The 16,959-nt window shown below is 68.2% G+C and carries 15 protein-coding genes and 1 other RNA gene; 14 read left to right on the top strand and 2 right to left on the bottom strand.

Annotated elements, in window-relative coordinates:
* From JS531_RS09800 to JS531_RS09790, 3 genes are all read left to right on the top strand, one after another.
* A partial coding sequence (locus JS531_RS09800; protein ID WP_214315551.1) for an amino acid permease occupies positions 1-926 on the top strand: 926 nt, incomplete at its 5' end.
* A gap of 187 nt (positions 927-1,113) precedes the next feature.
* Entirely contained in the window at positions 1,114-2,733 is a 1,620-nt protein-coding gene (locus JS531_RS09795) for an ABC transporter substrate-binding protein (RefSeq protein WP_214315550.1), read from the top strand.
* 178 nt (positions 2,734-2,911) lie between these two features.
* Positions 2,912-3,928 carry a DMT family transporter gene (locus JS531_RS09790; RefSeq protein ID WP_214315562.1) on the top strand — a complete coding sequence of 339 codons (1,017 nt, stop codon included), beginning with the start codon at positions 2,912-2,914 and terminating at the stop codon, positions 3,926-3,928.
* Here JS531_RS09790 and JS531_RS09785 read toward each other — a convergent pair.
* Positions 3,882-4,613: a GTP pyrophosphokinase family protein gene (locus tag JS531_RS09785; protein ID WP_214315560.1), complete on the bottom strand. Its 732-nt coding sequence runs from the start codon at positions 4,611-4,613 to the stop codon at positions 3,882-3,884. The two genes, JS531_RS09790 and JS531_RS09785, sit on opposite strands and share 47 nt — an antisense overlap.
* A 145-nt stretch (positions 4,614-4,758) precedes the next feature.
* Here JS531_RS09785 and miaB point away from each other — a divergent pair, with 145 nt between their 5' ends.
* Complete coding sequence (miaB, locus tag JS531_RS09780) at positions 4,759-6,207, top strand: tRNA (N6-isopentenyl adenosine(37)-C2)-methylthiotransferase MiaB (protein WP_214315558.1); 1,449 nt, start codon at positions 4,759-4,761, stop codon at positions 6,205-6,207.
* Positions 6,194-7,237 carry a tRNA (adenosine(37)-N6)-dimethylallyltransferase MiaA gene (miaA, locus tag JS531_RS09775; protein ID WP_214315549.1) on the top strand — a complete coding sequence of 348 codons (1,044 nt, stop codon included), beginning with the start codon at positions 6,194-6,196 and terminating at the stop codon, positions 7,235-7,237. The genes miaB and miaA overlap by 14 nt, the downstream gene beginning before the upstream one ends.
* Positions 7,238-7,320: 83 nt before the next feature.
* On the opposite strand, the gene JS531_RS09770 is transcribed toward miaA, so the two are convergent.
* Positions 7,321-8,106 (bottom strand): Fic family protein, encoded by a 786-nt coding sequence (locus tag JS531_RS09770; protein WP_214315547.1) that lies wholly within the window; start codon positions 8,104-8,106, stop codon positions 7,321-7,323.
* Between the two features lie 221 nt (positions 8,107-8,327).
* Here JS531_RS09770 and JS531_RS09765 point away from each other — a divergent pair, with 221 nt between their 5' ends.
* The 9 genes from JS531_RS09765 to raiA all read left to right on the top strand — a co-directional run bounded on the left by JS531_RS09765 (position 8,328) and on the right by raiA (position 16,825).
* Positions 8,328-11,108 carry a DNA translocase FtsK gene (locus JS531_RS09765; RefSeq protein ID WP_240542164.1) on the top strand — a complete coding sequence of 927 codons (2,781 nt, stop codon included), beginning with the start codon at positions 8,328-8,330 and terminating at the stop codon, positions 11,106-11,108.
* A 119-nt stretch (positions 11,109-11,227) separates the two neighbouring features.
* On the top strand, positions 11,228-11,902 hold the full coding sequence (gene pgsA, locus JS531_RS09760; RefSeq protein WP_214315545.1) for a CDP-diacylglycerol--glycerol-3-phosphate 3-phosphatidyltransferase: 675 nt from the start codon (positions 11,228-11,230) through the stop codon (positions 11,900-11,902).
* Positions 11,886-12,506 carry a nicotinamide-nucleotide amidohydrolase family protein gene (locus JS531_RS09755; protein WP_214315556.1) on the top strand — a complete coding sequence of 207 codons (621 nt, stop codon included), beginning with the start codon at positions 11,886-11,888 and terminating at the stop codon, positions 12,504-12,506. The genes pgsA and JS531_RS09755 overlap by 17 nt, the downstream gene beginning before the upstream one ends.
* A gap of 69 nt (positions 12,507-12,575) precedes the next feature.
* Positions 12,576-13,082, top strand: a complete 507-nt coding sequence (locus tag JS531_RS09750) for a helix-turn-helix transcriptional regulator (protein ID WP_214315544.1) — start codon at positions 12,576-12,578, stop codon at positions 13,080-13,082.
* Between the two features lie 47 nt (positions 13,083-13,129).
* Positions 13,130-13,363, top strand: coding sequence for a DUF3046 domain-containing protein (locus JS531_RS09745; protein WP_214315543.1), 234 nt, complete (start codon positions 13,130-13,132; stop codon positions 13,361-13,363).
* Between the two features lie 255 nt (positions 13,364-13,618).
* Positions 13,619-14,827 carry a recombinase RecA gene (gene recA / locus JS531_RS09740; protein ID WP_217625683.1) on the top strand — a complete coding sequence of 403 codons (1,209 nt, stop codon included), beginning with the start codon at positions 13,619-13,621 and terminating at the stop codon, positions 14,825-14,827.
* A 172-nt stretch (positions 14,828-14,999) separates the two neighbouring features.
* Positions 15,000-15,551, top strand: a complete 552-nt coding sequence (locus JS531_RS09735) for a regulatory protein RecX (protein WP_338024113.1) — start codon at positions 15,000-15,002, stop codon at positions 15,549-15,551.
* Between the two features lie 50 nt (positions 15,552-15,601).
* An RNA gene (rnpB, locus tag JS531_RS09730) (RNase P RNA component class A) lies at positions 15,602-15,972 on the top strand.
* 190 nt (positions 15,973-16,162) lie between these two features.
* Complete coding sequence (gene raiA, locus JS531_RS09725) at positions 16,163-16,825, top strand: ribosome-associated translation inhibitor RaiA (protein WP_214315541.1); 663 nt, start codon at positions 16,163-16,165, stop codon at positions 16,823-16,825.
* Positions 16,826-16,959 lie beyond the last annotated feature (134 nt).

Here is a 16,959-nt window from a genome sequence, read left to right as displayed (position 1 = left end):
CGGTCACCCCGACCACCCTGTCCCCGGACCTGTCCACCTTCGCCACCACCTGGGCCTTCCTCGGCACACTCGCCTGGATCATCCAGGGTGTGGGCGGCGCCGAATCCGTCGGCGTGTTCATCAACGACCTCAAGGGCGGCGTCAAGGCCTTCGTCCGCGTGATCGTCGTCTCCGGCCTGGTCATCGGCCTGCTGTACGCCGTGGCGTCCCTCGTCATGAACGTGTTCGTCACCTCCGACGAGCTCGACCTCGCCACCGGCATCTTCGTGGTCATGGGCAAGGTGTTCGGCTGGATCGGCATCCCGATGGCCGTCTCCACGCGCATCGTCGGCCTCATCCTGCTGGCCGCCACCCTCGGCTCCCTGATGATGTGGACCTCCGCCCCGGTCAAGGTGTTCTTCTCCGAGATCCCCGAGGGCATCTTCGGCGGCAAGCTCGTCGAGCTCAACGAGCAGGGCATCCCGTGGCGTGCCGCCTGGCTGCAGTTCTGCATCGTCGTGCCGCTGCTCATCATCCCGGCCCTGGGCGCCGGCAACGTCAACGACCTGCTGCAGATCGTCATCAACATGACCGCCGCCACCGCGCTGCTGCCGCCGCTGCTCATCCTGCTGGCCTACTTCATGCTGCGCAAGAACTTCGACAAGGCGGAGCGCTCCTTCCGCATGGGTTCGCGCGCCTTCGGCCTGGGCATCGCCACCTTCCTGCTCATCGTGTTCGCCTTCGTGTTCATCGCCGGCACCGTGCCGCTGGACCAGCCGCTGTGGCTCACCCTCGTCTACAACGTGGGCGGCGTGGTCGTGTTCATCGGCGCCGCGATGATCTGGTACGAGCACTACATCAAGAAGCTGCGCGCCTCCGACCCCGCGGCCGCCGAGCGTGAGCTCCGTCCGACCGCCAAGGACATGATCGCCGCCGAGGCGAAGTGACCATGAAGTGACCATGGACGGCGTGGGCCCGTCCCGATGGTGTCGGGACGGGCCCGCGCCGTCTTCCGCCCCCCATACGGGAAATCGCATGCTGGAGACGGAACCGGCCTATGATGGCAGCAACCGGTTGCACGACGCGACCGGACGGTTCCGCACCGAAAAACACAAGGAGACAGGAAGAGCAACCATGAAACGAAGCATCGCCATCTGCGCGGTCATCTGCGCGGCCGGCATGATGCTCGCCGGCTGCGGCGCGAACAACGCCGCGAAGACCGACGACGGCATCATCCAGGCCTACGACACCGAACCCCAGAAGCCCATCACCCCGGGAGACTCCGACGAGAAGGGCAGCACCCGCGTGGCCCAGATGATCTACGAGGGCCTCGTCAACTACAACGCGGACGGCTCCACCCGCAACGCCGTCGCCAAGAGCATCGAGCCCAACGCGGACTCCACCAGCTTCACCATCACCATCAAGGACGGCTGGAAGTTCACCGACGGCACGCCGGTCACCGCCGAAAGCTTCACCAAGGCGTGGAGCTACGCGGCCAACGCCACGAACGCCATGAAGAACGCCTGGTGCTTCTCGTCCATCAAGGGCTACGACGAGCTCCAGAAGAAGGGCGTGTCCAAGGACGCGCAGCTGTCCGGCCTCAAGGTCGTCGACGACCACACCTTCACCGTCGACATGACCGCCCCGAACTCCACGTTCCCCACGCAGCTCGGCTACATCGCCTTCGCGCCGGTGCCCGAATCCGCGTTCAAGGACATGAAGAAGTTCGGCGAGAGTCCCGTCGGCAACGGCCCCTACAAGCTCACCGGCTGGGACCACGGCAAGAGCATCACGCTCCGCCCGAACGACGGCTACCAGGGCGACCGCAGGGCGAGGAACAAGGGCATCGACTTCCACATCTACACGAAGAACGACGCCGCCTACTCTGACCTGCAGGCCGGCAACATCGACGTGCTCGACGACATCCCCACCGTCGCGCTCAAGAGCTTCCAGAGCAACAAGGCCATCACCTCCTACAACTCCGCCGGCGCCCAGTTCCAGGGCTTCACCATCCCGGTGGCGCTCAAGCACTTCGGCATGGACCAGGAGGGGCGTCTGCGCCGCGCCGCGCTCTCGTACGCCATCGACCGCGAGCAGATCGCCTCCAAGATCTTCTTCGGCACGCGCACGCCGGCCACGGACTTCCTCGCGCCCACCGTCTCCGGGCATTCCGAGGACATCAAGGGTGACGAGGTGCTCGACCATGACGCCGCCAAGGCCAAGGAGCTGTGGGCTCAGGCCGACGCCATCTCCAAGTACGACGGCAAGTTCGAGCTCGCCTACAACGCCGACCAGGGTCACAAGGAGTGGGTGGACGCCGTGTGCAACCAGCTCAAGAACACGCTCGGCATCGACGCCGCCGGCAAGCCGTTCCCCACCACCTCCGAGTACTTCGACACGCTCGACTCCGCCACGCCGACCTTCGCGTTCTACACGAACTGGATCGCCGATTGGCCGTCCGCCGGCGATTTCCTCGTCACGCTGTACGCGTCCAGCTCGATGAACGGTGTCGGCTCGAACACAGGCAACTACTCCAACGCCGAGTTCGACACGCTGCTCGACAAGGCCGCCGCCTCCACCAGCGAGGACGATGCGAACGCGTACTACCACAGCGCCGAGGAGATCCTGTTCAAGGACCTGCCCACCATCCCGCTGTGGAACGTGAACACCGTCGGCGCCACCGGCAAGGACGTCCACGACGTCGAATTCATGTTCAACAAGACGCCGCTGTACTGGAAGATCACCAAGGGCTGACCGGCAGCCACCGCGCATCGGCATCGGGCCGGTCCCGCCCGTCATGGGCCGGGGCCGGCCCGTTCCGTATCATGCGTGGCGCCGCGCCCGCCCACCCGAGATGTGGACGGATGCGCCGCCACGCAACATGCGTCGGCTACGTTGAATCGACATGAGGAAGAAGAACGACATGAAGGGCATGCTGTGCCTGCTGACCGCTGCGCTGATCTGGGGGTTCTCGTTCGTCTCGCAGGTGCAGGGCATGGACAGCATGACCCCGTTGTTCTTCAACGCGGTGCGTTTCACGCTGGGCGCGCTTTCGCTCATCCCCGTCCTGCTGGTCTCGCATGCGCGGCACGCCTCCGGCGGTGCGTCCGGCGCGTCCGTCTCCGATTCGTCCGATGCCGCTGACGATCCGACGGAACGGCTCACGCTCACGGCCCTCGTCTCGGGCCGTCTGGCCCATCCGATGCGCGCCGCGCTCGCCTCGCCCGTCATCGTCGGCGCGATCTGCGGCACGGTGCTGTTCGTCGCCAGCACGCTCCAGCAGTACGGCATCCTCTATGGCCGGTCCGCGGGACGCGCGGGGTTCCTCACCGCCCTGTACATCGTCATCGTGCCGCTGTTGGGCCGCGTGTTCCTGCACCGGCACGTCAACGTCATGGTGGCGGTCAGCGTGCTGGTGGCGGTCGCCGGCTTCTACTGCCTGTGCATCACCGACGGGTTCGGGTCGATGACGCTGGCCGACGTCCTGCTGCTGTTCACCGCGCTCATGTTCGCCGGGCACATCCTCGTCATCGACACGCTCGGCGGCATGGTCGACGCACTGAAGCTCTCGTTCGTCCAGTTCGTCACCGCGGCCCTGCTCAGCTGGGCGGGCTCCCTCATCGAGGGATCCGTCGACCCGGCCGGCGCGGCGCGCGGCTGGGTGGCCGTCGTCTACGCCGGCGTCGGCTCGGTGGGCGTCGCCTACACCATGCAGGCGCTGGGACAGCGGTGGGTGCCGCCCACACGCGCCTCGCTCATCATGAGTCTCGAATCGTTCTTCTCCGCCGTGGGCGGCGCGCTCCTGCTCGGCGAGGTCATGACCCCGCGCGGCTATCTGGGCTGCGCCCTCATCTTCGTGGGCACGCTGCTCGCCCAGATGCCGGCGAGACTGCCGGCATGGCTCATTCGCTCGGCTTCGGGGTCTGGTCGACCTGCGGCGCTCCGTTGATGTCGCGGTGGATGTTCTGCATCTGCACCTCGATGTTCTGCAGACTGCGCGCGCAATCGAGCAGCGTCTGCGAATGCTCGCTGAGCTTCGCGTCCGGCAGGTCGGTCTTGTAGCGCAGCGCGTGCTCCAGACTCGCCCAGTAGTCCATGGCGATGGTGCGGAACTGCACCTCCACCGGCGTGTAGTGCGCGCCGGAAGAGAGGAACACCGGCACCGCGTAGATGACGTGCAGGGAGCGGTATCCGTTCTGCTTGGGCCGCTTGATGTAGTCCTTGACGCGCAGCACCTGGATGTCGGACTGCGCCGACAGGTAGTTGGACACCGAATACACGTCGTCCCGGTAGTTGCAGATTACGCGGATGCCGGCCACGTCGAACAGGTTGTCCTTGATGGACTCCACGGCGACGGGCAGCCCCTTGCGCTCGAGCTTGCCGATGATGGAGTTCACCGACTTGAGACGGCGCTCCATGTGGTGGATCGGGTCGTGCGCGAACCGCACCTGGAACTCGTTGTCGAGGATCTCGAGCTTCGTGGAGATCTCGTACATCGCCCCCTCGTAGACCTGCATGAGGTCCACGAATTCGGTGATCTGTTCGGCGGTGAAGATGCTGTCCGACAGGTTGAGGCCCTTCAGACGGGCCTTGAGGTCGGCGCTGCTCAATCGGGAATGTCGGTCAAGTATCACGGGCACCTATGATACCCGTCCCGTGCGGCGGACGCCGGACGGACGCTGGGAATCTCCTCATCATCCGCGCCGCCGCGGCGCATACCACGTGCCGGACATGCCGTGACCCCGCCGTCCCATAGAATGGAACGCTGTGAATGAAGACATGATGACCGAGGCGGAGCGCGCCTCGCAGGATCTCGAGACCGCCGAGGCACGTGCCCTCGCGGGCGACCGGGGCAGGGGCGTATTCCATATCGACACGCTCGGATGCCAGATGAACGTGCATGACTCCGAGCGCATCGCCGGCGTGCTGGAGGCCGCCGGCTACGTGCCCGCCACCCAGGAGCAGGTCGATTCGCGCGACCTCGACCTCATCGTGCTCAACACGTGCGCGGTGCGCGAGAACGCCGCGGAGAAGATGTACGGCACCGTGGGCCGCTACAACCGCGTCAAGCTGCACCGCCCGAACCTGCAGATCGCCGTGGGCGGATGCATGGCGCAGCTCGACCGCCGGAAGATCGCCGACAAGGCCCCCTGGGTGTCCGCCGTGTTCGGCACGAAGAACATCGACGCGCTGCCCGAGCTCCTGAGGCGCAACCGCATCACCGGCAAGGCCCAGGTCGAGGTGACCGACAGGCTCGACCAGATGCCCAGCGAGCTGCCCGCCGCCCGCGCCTCGCGCGTGAGCTCCTGGGTGGCGATCTCCGTGGGATGCAACAACACGTGCACGTTCTGCATCGTGCCCACCACGCGCGGCAAGGAGAAGGACCGCCGTCCGGGCGACATCCTCGACGAGATCCGCCGCTGCGTGGCGGACGGCGCCAAGGAGGTCACGCTGCTTGGACAGAACGTGAACTCGTTCGGATACGGCATCGGCGACCGCTACGCGTTCAGCAAGCTGCTGCGCGCCTGCGGCGAGATCGAGGGCCTCGAGCGCGTGCGCTTCACCTCCCCGCACCCCGCGGCGTTCACCGACGACGTGATCGCCGCCATGGCCGAGACGCCGAACGTCATGCACCAGCTGCATTTCCCGCTGCAGTCCGGCTCGGACAGGATCCTCAAGGCCATGCACCGCTCCTACCGCTCCAAGCGTTTCCTGGACATCCTGGGCCGCATCCGCGCCGCCATGCCCGATGCGCAGATCTCCACCGACGTGATCGTCGGGTTCCCGGGCGAGACCGAGGAGGACTTCCAGGCCACGCTGGACGTGATGCGCGAGGCGCGGTTCTCCAGCGCGTTCATGTTCATCTACTCGCCGCGTCCCGGCACGCCGGCCGCCGCCATGGAGCAGTTGCCGCACGACGTGGTGCAGGAGCGCTTCGACCGTCTCGTCGCCCTCCAGGAGCGGATCACCGAGGAGAACCTCGCCACGTTCGAGGGCCGCGACGTCGAGGTGATGGTCACCGGCATGCACGGCAAGAAGGATTCCGACACGCACCGCGTGACCGGCCGCGAGAGGACCGGCGTACTCGTCCACATCGGCGTGCCCGAAGGGGAGCCGACGCCGCAGGTCGGCGACTTCGTCACCGTCACCGTCACGCACGCGGGCCGGCACAACCTCATCGCCGACCCCGATCCGAGGAAGGGGCAGACCTACCATGTCCGTCACTGAACAGGGCCCGGCATCCGTGGGCGCGCCCACGACCGCGCCCACCCACGCACCTCGCGTCGTCTCCATCGTCGGCCCCACCGCCTCCGGCAAGACCTCGCTCGGCATCGCCATCGCCAAGCGTCTCGCCGAACAGGGGGAGCGGGCTGAGATCGTCAATGCGGACGCCTACCAGATGTACCGCGGCATGGACATCGGTACCGCCAAGCCCACCGCCGAGGAGCAGGCGGCCGTGCCCCACCATCTCATCGACATCATCGAGCCGGACGACACGATGACCGTCGCGAGGTTCCAGAAGCTCGCGCGTACGGCCATCGCTGAGCTCCAGGCGCGCGGCGTGCGCCCGATCCTCGTCGGCGGCTCCGGCCTGTACGCCCGCGCCGCCATCGACGACATCAGCTTCCCCGGCACCGATCCGGACGTGCGTGCGCGGCTCGAGGAGCGGGAGAAGCGGGAGGGTGCCCTCGCCCTCTTCGAGGAACTGAAGGCCAGGGATCCGGAGGCGGCCGCGCGCATGGACCCGCGCAACCCGCGGCGCACCGTCCGCGCGCTCGAGGTCATCGAGATCACCGGCCGACCGTACTCGGCGAGCCTGCCCCGGTACCGGTACGTGATTCCGTCCGTCCAGATCGGGCTCGACCTGGACCGACGCGAGCTCGACCGCCGCATCGACATCCGTACCGCGCGGATGCGCGAACAGGGCTTCCTCGAGGAGGTCCGGCGCCTGCGCCCGCATCTCGGCTTCACGGCCGGGCGCGCGCTCGGCTACCAGCAGATGATCGACCTGCTGGACGGCATGTGGGACGAGGACGACGACGCGTGGTTCGACGTGGCGCAGAAGACGAAGCGCCTCGCCCGCAAGCAGATGGGATGGTTCGGCCGCGACCCGCGCATCCACTGGCTGGAGGCGCTGAACCCCCGGCTCGTCGACAACGCGATGGCGATCGTCGCGCACGCCGACGCCGGCGACTACGACGCCATCGACGCGCAGGCGGACGAGTACACGCAGCATCATCTGGGCGACATCGCCTGACGGCACGACCGTCCGTATACGCAAGTGGGCCGGCGCTCCCGTACGGGAACGCCGGCCCACGCATACGCGGTGCCCCGGCGCGTTCAGTGCGCCGGACCGGCCTCGAACCCGGCGAAGAGGAACACGCGCGTCGGGTTCGCCGGACGGACGATGCCCGCGAACATCCGCTCGAAGCCGGACGTGTCGCCACGGTAGGCGGTGTGCTTCGCGGACCGGTATGTCTCGCGCGTCACCGGACCCCAGTCGAGGTCCCAGCCGGCGTCATGGGCGAGACGCGAGCCGAAGATGCGCAGGGTCATCGCGTTGCCGCCCAGGAACGGGTGCAGGTAGCCGAGTTCGTCGTAGATGTGCGAGAAGCGCCGGATGAAATCGTCCCGGTCGAGCACCTGGAGGTCGCGTTGCTCGGCCAGCTCGGTGGCGATGTTGAGCGCGCCGGTCTCGATGAGCGCGGCGGGGAAGAACGCCTCCGGATTGCGCGACATCCCGTCGGAGCCGGCGCCGCGCGCCTTGTCCCGCGTGCGCAGCCGGCCCGCGTCTTCGAACACGCCCTCGAACAGGCCCCGGTGGATGGCGACGAGTTCGTCGAGATTCCCTGTGGGGTTCCATCGCCGTTCGGCGAGCAGCACGGTGCGGGCGAACACGGCCGACGCCCGGCCTCGCGCGTGGTCGTCCAGGGATCCGTCCGCCAGACGCCGTTCCGTCGCCGCGGCGTCCTCCGCGTCGGCCGCGTCGATGAGCGCGCCGACGTCGATGCGGCCATCCTCGTACCCGGCCGCGGCCCGCATCGTCGCGGGGCCCGGCTCCATCGCCTCCAACGCGCAGTTCTTCAGGGCGAATGCGACTGCGCTCGCACGTTCCGCTGGTGTCATACTCCACCATGGTAGCCCATCGGCGGTGCCCCGCGCACGCCCCACGCCCCGCGGCCCATGTCCGTCCATGTCAGTCCGTGTCCGTGGCAAGGTTCGCAACGTATTCACGAAAACCGAGGCCCACGGTACGCGCGGTTCGCTAGATTGGAGACGTTATGGCTAAGACACGAAGCAGCAGAGGCACCGGCGGTTCGTCGGCGAGGGACGGCGGCACCCGCCGTATGGATCCGATCGACGACACGTCCGCGGGGACGTTCGGGGAGCCGTGGTGGCGCAGGGCGCTGCTCGCCGTACCGCGCGCCCTCGGCTCCGCCGTCAGGTCCGCCGGCGGCACGGGGGAGTACGATCCCGCGTACCGCCGGGACGGCCTGTGCTTCGTGCTCATCGTGTTCGCCGTGCTGTTCTGCGCGTCCGAGTGGGTGCGCGTATCCGGTCCGCTCGGTCGTCTTCTCCACGCCATCGCCTCCGGCGTGCTCGGCGTGATGAGCGTGGTGCTGCCTATCCTGCTCGTCGTGCTGGCCGTGCGTCTCATGCGTCACGCCGGACGGCGCTCGAACAATCCGCGTGTGGTCACCGGGTGGGGGATGCTCCTGTGGGTCGTCTGCTCGATCATCGACGTGGTGGTCGCCTCCGACGTCCCCGGTTTCGACTGGGGCGCGCTCCAGGACGCCGGCGGCCTGCTCGGCTTCCTCATCGGCACGCCCCTCGCCTGGGGCCTGTCCAAGACGTTCGCCGTCATCGTGTTCGTGGTGGTGGGACTGTTCGCGTTGATGCTCGTCGCCGGCGTCCATGTCACCGACCTGCCCGACCTGGCGCGTGGCGCCGTGGCCCGCGTCAGGGGGGAGGAGCCCGACGGCGGGGACGCCGACGTCGCGCCCGGCGAGGTCCGTCTCGACGGCGACGACACGCTCGTGTTCGCCGACGGCGTTCCCACGCACGAGAACGGCGACGACGGTACGTCCGCCGACGCGCCGCGCCGTCGGCCGAGCCTGTTCGAGCGCCTGTTCGGTCGCCGTCGCGCCGATGACGGCGACGGCACGCTCGACCGGTACGACGGCGACGACCCGTTCCGCATGGCGGCGCGGCATCACGGCGAAAGCGCCGAGACCGCCCTCACCTCCTCCTCCGACGCGGCCCTGCCGGCCATCGTGCCGCAGCGCGCCGTCCCCACGACGTCGTCCGGATTCGCCGACGCGGCGTCGCAGGGCATGCGCGCCGTCTCCGACGCGGCCAGTGCCGCGGCGAACATGGGCGCGGCGGCCACGCGCGCGATGACGCCCGATCCGTGGGCGCCCATCGCGGCCGGCGCCGCGACGGGGATCGCGAACGTCGCGGGCGCGGCCGCGAACTCGGCGACGCGCGCCCTGGGCGCGGGGACCGGGGCGTACGGCGCCGACGAGGAGCTCGTCGACCCCACCTCCGGCGAGATTGTCCCGGCGGCCGGAACGACGGACGCCTCCTCCTCCGACGCCGTTCCCGCGGACGTCGAGCCGCCGTACCGTCTGCCCGACCTGAACCTGCTCGTCAAGGGACAGCCGCACGCCGCGCGCACCCCCGCCAACGACCGCGTCATCCGCGCCCTGACCTCCACCTTCCAGCAGTTCAAGGTCGACGCGAAGGTCGTCGGCTTCCTGCGCGGCCCCTCCGTCACCCAGTACGAGGTCGAGCTCGGCACCGGCGTCAAGGTGGAGAAGGTCACCAACCTCCAACGCAACATCGCCTACGCGGTGGCCAGCTCCGACGTGCGCATCCTCTCGCCGATCCCCGGCAAGTCCGCCATCGGCATCGAGATCCCCAACGAGGACCGCGAGATCGTGCACCTGGGCGACGTGCTGCGCTCCCAGGGGGCGCTCGCCGACCCGAACCCCATGCTCACCGGCATCGGCAAGGACGTGGAGGGGCGGTTCGTCACCGCGGACCTCACCAAGATGCCGCACCTGCTGGTCGCCGGCGCCACCGGCTCGGGCAAGTCCAGCTTCATCAACTCGATGCTCACGTCGATCATCATGCGCGCCACGCCCGAGCAGGTGCGTCTCATCATGGTCGACCCCAAGCGCGTCGAGCTGTCCGCGTACGCGGGCATCCCGCACCTGCTCACGCCGATCATCACCGATCCGAAGAAGGCCGCGCAGGCCCTCGAATGGGTGGTCAAGGAGATGGATTCGCGCTACTCCGACCTCGAATACTTCGGATTCCGCCACGTCAAGGACTTCAACGAGGCCGTGCGCGCCGGCAAGGTGCATGCGCCGGCCGGCTCGAACCGCAAGGTCGCGCCCTATCCGTACATCCTCGTCGTCGTCGACGAGATGGCCGACCTCATGATGGTCGCCAAGAACGACGTCGAAAGCTCCATCCAGCGCATCACGCAGCTGGCCCGCGCGGCCGGCGTGCACCTCGTGCTCGCCACGCAGCGTCCGTCCGTGGACGTGGTCACCGGCCTCATCAAGGCGAACATCCCCTCGCGTCTCGCGTTCGCCACCTCCTCCGCTACCGATTCCAGGGTCATCCTCGACACCACCGGCGCCGAGACGCTCATCGGCCAGGGCGACGCCCTGTTCCTGCCCATGGGCGAGGCCAAGCCGCGGCGAGTCCAGGGCTCCTGGGTGTCGGAATCGGAGATCCGCAAGGCCGTCGAGTTCGTGCGCACCCAGCGCAAGCCCAAGTACCGCGAGGACATCGAGCAGATGGCCAAGGAGGCGGAGAAAAAGGACGTCGAGGTCGACGAGGAGATCGGCGACGACATGGACGTGCTGCTCCAGGCGGCCGAGCTCGTCGTCACCACCCAGTTCGGCTCCACGTCCATGCTGCAGCGCAAGCTCAGGGTCGGCTTCGCCAAGGCCGGACGCCTCATGGACCTGCTCGAATCGCGCGGCGTGGTCGGCCCCTCCGAGGGGTCGAAGGCGCGGCAGGTGCTCGTCCAGCCCCAGGACCTCCCGCAGGTGCTCGCCTTCATCAAGGGGGAGACCGGGACGCTCGAGAAGTCGCCCACCGCACAGGCGTGAGAGGCGTCCGCGCGCGGCACGTCTCCCAGAGGACGGGCCGGGAAACGGCAGGGGCCTCCCAGCCCGCGTTCACCGTGCGTTCACCCTGAGGTAGACCAGTAAGGGTACCCTGAGGAACCATGACTGACGAACAGATCGTAGAAACCAAGAAACCGTCGCTGTGGGACGGATGGAACGCCCCGCCGAACCTCGTCACCTACTCGCGCATCGTGCTCGTCGTGGTGTTCCTCGGACTGTACATCGCCGCCGGTCCGTGGGGCGGCGACGAGACGACGCAGCCGCTGCGCTGGGCCGCGGCCATCATCTTCATCATCGCGGCCTCCACCGATAAGCTCGACGGGTGGATGGCCCGCAAGTACAATCAGGTCACCGAGCTCGGCAAGCTCATGGACCCCATCGCGGACAAGCTGCTCACCTGCGGCGCGCTCATTGTGGCCTCCGTGTTCGCCGAATTCCCCTGGTGGGCCACGGCCCTCTTCCTCATCCGCGAGATCGGCATCACCGTCATGCGCTTCTTCGTCATGGAACGCCCCGGCGGCAAGGTGATCGCCGCCGCCTGGCCCGGCAAGCTCAAGACCCTGTTCCAGTGCATGGGCCTCGCCATGCTCCTGCTGCCCATGTGGGTCTTCGACGAGCGTCAGGCCATGCCCGTCTGGTTGACCGCCTACTACTACCTCACCTACGTGCTGCTCTACGTGGCGCTCGTCCTGTGCCTGTACTCCGGTGGCGTGTACCTGTACAACACGTTCATCGGATCCAGGAAGGCCGTCGATGGCGATGCCGCCGACCGCTGACGGGGACGCCTCCCTGCGTGACGCGTTCGCCGCGCTGCTGCTGCGCGCTTGCGAACGCAAGGGGTTGAAGATCGCGTGCGCCGAGTCCCTGACCGGCGGACTGCTCGCCGACGCCTTCGTGCGCATCCCGGGCGCGTCGCACGTCCTGCTCGGCTCCGCCGTCACCTATGACATCCGCGCCAAGGCGTCCATCCTCGGCGTCGACGGCGATCTGCTCGAACGTGAGGGCGCTGTGCACCCCGAGGTCGCCCGCCAGATGGCCATCGGCACCGCGCGGCTCTACGCGCAGCCGGAATACGGCGACACGGTGATCGGGCTCGCCACCACAGGCGTGGCGGGCCCCGGTCCGGACGGGGACAAGCCCGCCGGACTCGTCTACGTCGGCGTCAGCCTGCCCACCGCGGCGATGCCTTCGGACATGCCGGAGCCATCGGACGGCGTCATGGGGAACGACGTCGTGCGGCTCGACGGATGCACTCCGGACGGACGGCGGACGGTCGCCATCGAGCTGCGGCTCGAAGGCGACCGTGAGCAGGTCCGCGAGGCGACCGTGCTCCATGTCCTGCGGAACGTGAGCCAACTCACAGGACTTTCCCAGGAATAAAACCGCCACGTGCCGGTGTTGAACAAGACAGAAGGCATACGTGTATTCCGCATGAAAGGGATGGGGACCATGGAAACGATGACTCGCACCGGACAGACCACGACGATCGCGGCCGGCGCGCCGACGGCGCGGCCGAGCGGCGCGCGCATGCGCGAACTGACCCCGGCCCAACGTCGCGCCGTCATGTTCGCCCAGCAGCAGGTCCTGCGCGCCCGTGCCGCCAGGAAGGCCAAGGACGAGGCCGACGAGGCCCGCCGGCGCATGTGGGACGAGGCCGATGGCGAGGAGCGTGCGCCCCGCGCCGCGGCCGCCGAACCCGAGCCGAGGGACGTCGGCGAACTGACGCTGCGCGAGGCCATCGGTCGTGTCCTGCGCGACCTGCGCACCCGCGACCACAAGACGCTGCGTGAGGTCAGCGAGAAGGCCGGGGTGTCGCTCGGCTACCTCTCCGAAGTGGAGCGCGGCCAGAAGGAGGCCAGCTCCGAACTGCTCAGCTCCATCGCCGAGGCGCTTGGCGTGAGCACCGCGCAGCTGCTGCGCATGGTGGCCGACCGTCTCGACATGGTGGGCGAGTGACGTTCCGGGCGCACCGGGCCTGAGACGATTTCCAAGGAAAGACGAACGTGAGGGAACGCGAATTCTGGCAGCTGGTCGACGAGGTGTTCGGCCGCGGCTACGGCCGGGCGCTCTGCCGCGACCAGCGGCTGGTCCGGTTGGCCGGGAGGAACGCCGTCGAGGCCCTGGCCGAAGGCGAGCAGCCGCGCGTCGTATGGAACGTGCTGTGCGACCAGATGGACGTGCCCGACGCGCGTCGCTGGGGCGAGGGGCACAATGCGCCGCCGATGCCGGCGGCATGACGCGCCGTCCACAGTGATTTCGAACATTTGTTCGCATCTGTGGCTATAGTTGTCCACAGCGAAGATCGGCAGCGAACAACGGCCGAACGTCGTCGGCATCATGGCCCATCCCTTCTCCCAAGCGGGATTCCGGGTGGTTCGGCGCGCCCGCACGTGGGGGCTCCGACCACAACGGCCGGTTTCCCTTGCCTCCATGGGGGCGGATTCCGTACCGTGGTCCACGACGTACGTACAGCCAACGTGAAGGAGCACACCATGGCACAGAAGACAAACGCCGCGGCCGCCAAGGCCGGCGAAGGAGCCGCCGCGTCCGGCGGCCGCCAGATCGACCCGCGCCGCAAGGCCGCGCTCGACGCCGCGCTGGCGCAGGTCGAGAAGGACTTCGGCAAGGGTTCGGCCATGCGTCTGGGCGACCGGCCCGAGCAGAACGTCGAGGTCATCCCCACCGGGTCGCTCGCATTGGACCTCGCGCTCGGCATCGGAGGCCTGCCGAAGGGCCGCATCGTCGAGATCTATGGTCCGGAGTCGTCCGGCAAGACCACGCTCGCGCTGCACGTGGTGGCCAACGCCCAGCGTGCCGGCGGCGTGGCCGCGTTCATCGACGCCGAGCACGCGCTCGACCCGGTCTACGCGCGCAAGCTCGGCGTGGACACCGATTCGCTCATCGTCTCCCAGCCGGACAACGGCGAGCAGGCGTTGGAGATCGCCGACATGCTCATCCGTTCCGGCGCGCTCGACGTGATCGTCGTCGATTCGGTGGCGGCGCTCGTCCCCAAAGCCGAGATCGAGGGCGACATGGGCGACAGCCACGTGGGCCTCCAGGCCAGGCTCATGAGCCAGGCGCTGCGCAAGATGACCGGCGCGCTCTCCCAGGCCGGCACCACCGCCATCTTCATCAACCAGCTGCGCGAGAAGATCGGTGTGTTCTTCGGCAGCCCCGAGACCACCACGGGCGGCAAGGCGCTCAAGTTCTACTCGTCCGTGCGCCTCGACATCCGCCGCATCCAGACCATCAAGAACGGCGACGAGGCCGTCGGCAACCGCACGCGCGTCAAGGTCGTCAAGAACAAGATGGCGCCGCCGTTCAAGTCCGCCGAATTCGACATGCTCTACGGCGAGGGCATCTCCCGCGAGGGCTCGGCCATCGACATGGCCATCCAGGTGGGCGTCGTCAAGAAGTCCGGCTCCTGGTTCACTTACGAGGGCGACCAGCTCGGCCAAGGGCGCGAGAAGGTCCGCCAGTTCCTCAAGGACAACCCCGCCATCACCGAGGAGATCGAGAACAAGGTCAAGGCGGCGTTCGGACTCATCGACCCCACCGACCAATTCGCCGAGGACGAGGACACCAAGGCCGCCGCCGAGGCCGATGCGAACACCGAGGACGTCTCGGCCACGCAGGCCAACACCGCCAAGCCGTCCAAGGCGGCCGCGAAGGCCGACGCCAAGAGCGGAGCCAAGGCCTGACGTGATCAGCGCCGAAGCGTTCCTGCGCGCCCATCCGGTCGCCGTCGCGGGGGAGGAGCCGTCCGTACGAAAGCGGCGCCGGCCGGATGCCACGCGGTTCCATGAGGACGAGGGGCGGCCCATAGAACCCGCGGGGGAGGCCGATGCCCGCCCCGGCACCGCCGGGCCAGGCATCGCGCGCTTCGGCGCGGCCGGATCGGCGGACGATTCCGGAAACGGCGGCACACCCGCAAGACGCGGCCGTGCGACGGTGCCGCCGGAGGACGCCGACGACGTCGACGCCTGCCGTGAGGCGGCGCTGCGTCTGCTGGACGCCGCTCCGAGGTCCCGTGGCGCGCTGCGTGACCGGCTCGCCGGCAAAGGATATGCGGACGGAACGGTGGAGCAGGTCCTCGACCGGCTCGCCGAACTGCGTCTGCTGGACGACAGGGAATACGCCGAATCGGTGGTCCGTGCCTGTATGGGCCGCATGATGGGCCGACGCGGCGTCCTCGCCGAGCTCGCCCGCAAGGGCGTGGATCGTCCGGTGGCCGCCGCCGTCGCCCAGGAGGCCGAGGAGCGGGGGCTGTTCGAGGAGGCGGCGTGGGAGCTCGGCCGCAGGACGGCGCGCAGGACCGCCGGTCTCGACCGGGACGTGCGCCGCCGTCGTTTCTGGTCCGCCGGCGGGCGCAAGGGCCATGACCCGGAGACGCTGCGCCGGGTCGCCGCCGAGCTGCTGGACTGACGTCCGGACTGACGCGCCGCTTCTCCGGAGCGCATGTATAATAATCCGCTTGAGACCTCTTGATGGCCGCGGCCACGATCTTCATTGGGAGTGGCTGAGGAACTTCCGGGCTCCACAGAGCACGATGGCGGATAACGTCCGCCCAGGGCGACCTGAGAGATAGCGCAACAGAGAACAGACCGCCCGTCCACGACGGGTAAGGGTGAAACGGCGGTGTAAGAGACCACCGGGCCCCTGGCAACAGCGGGCCGCATGGCAAGCCTCATCGGGAGCAAGGCCAAGCAGATGGCGGCAAGGGCTGCTCGCCCGTGCCATCGGGTAGGCTGCTAGAGCCTGGCGGCGACGTCAGGTCGAGATGGATGGCCATCCGCGACACGCGTGCGTGTCGCGACAGAACCCGGGGTATAAGGGGTCTCACCTTTTCTCTTCCCAAACCATCAGCGTACGCACCGGCATGTTTCGGGACATGATCCGGAAAGAAACGGTTTTCTCTGGGCGAGTTACCCGCTGTTCAGCCATTGTTCGTCTACAATGAAACATACCCGGACGGTGAAGAAGCCGACCGGCACGCAAATAGCGGGCAACACCGCTTGAGTTCAAGGGAGGTCCACATGGAAATCGTCGTTACCGGACGCCACACGCAGGTCAAGCAAAGGTTCCGTGATGTCGTTGAGAGCAAGATGAATCGTGTGACCGCCATCGCCCCGGATGCGCAGCGCGCCCAGGTGGTGCTCACGCACGAGGGTAACCCGCGCCAGGCCGATACCGCCAAGCGCGTGGAGATCACCATCATCGCCGGCCGCACCGTGGTGCGTGCCGAGGCGTCGAGCGCCGACGAGTACAGCGCGCTCGATCTGGCGATGGACAAGCTGACCCTGCGTCTGCGCCGCACCCGCGACCGTCGCAAGGACCACCGCCGCGGCTACACCAACCCCGTCCCCGTGGACATGGGCGTGGTCGAGCCCGAGCCCGTCGAGGAGGCGCCCGTCGAGGAGCCGAACAACTCCCCGGCCGCTGCAGTCGCCTCCGATCTCGGCCCCGGCGAGTCCGTCGAGGTGCAGGTCGGTGACACGCCGATCGTCATCCGCCGCAAGCTGCACATCGCCGAGCCGATGAGCATCGACGAGGCCCTGTACGAGATGGAGCTCATCGGACACGACTTCTTCCTGTTCGTCAACAAGGAGACCGGACGTCCGTCCGTCGTCTACCACCGTCACGGCTGGAGCTACGGCGTGTTCGAGATCGACACCCCGGAGAACGTCGCCTCCAAGTGACGTGACCGGCCGCGTCCGGGACATGCGGACGTGATGGCCGGATGGGCATGGATCGGGCCCGCGCCTTCATAGGCGCGGGCCCGATCGCGTTCCGTGAGGGGTGGCGAGAGGCGGTGAGGGGAGCCGTGCCCCGT

Source organism: Bifidobacterium sp. CP2 (genome assembly GCF_018555635.1).
GTDB classification, from domain to species: Bacteria; Actinomycetota; Actinomycetes; order Actinomycetales; family Bifidobacteriaceae; genus Bifidobacterium; species Bifidobacterium saguinibicoloris.
The sequence above is the reverse complement of the archived record's forward strand: the minus strand, read 5'-3'. Positions and strand labels throughout refer to the sequence as shown.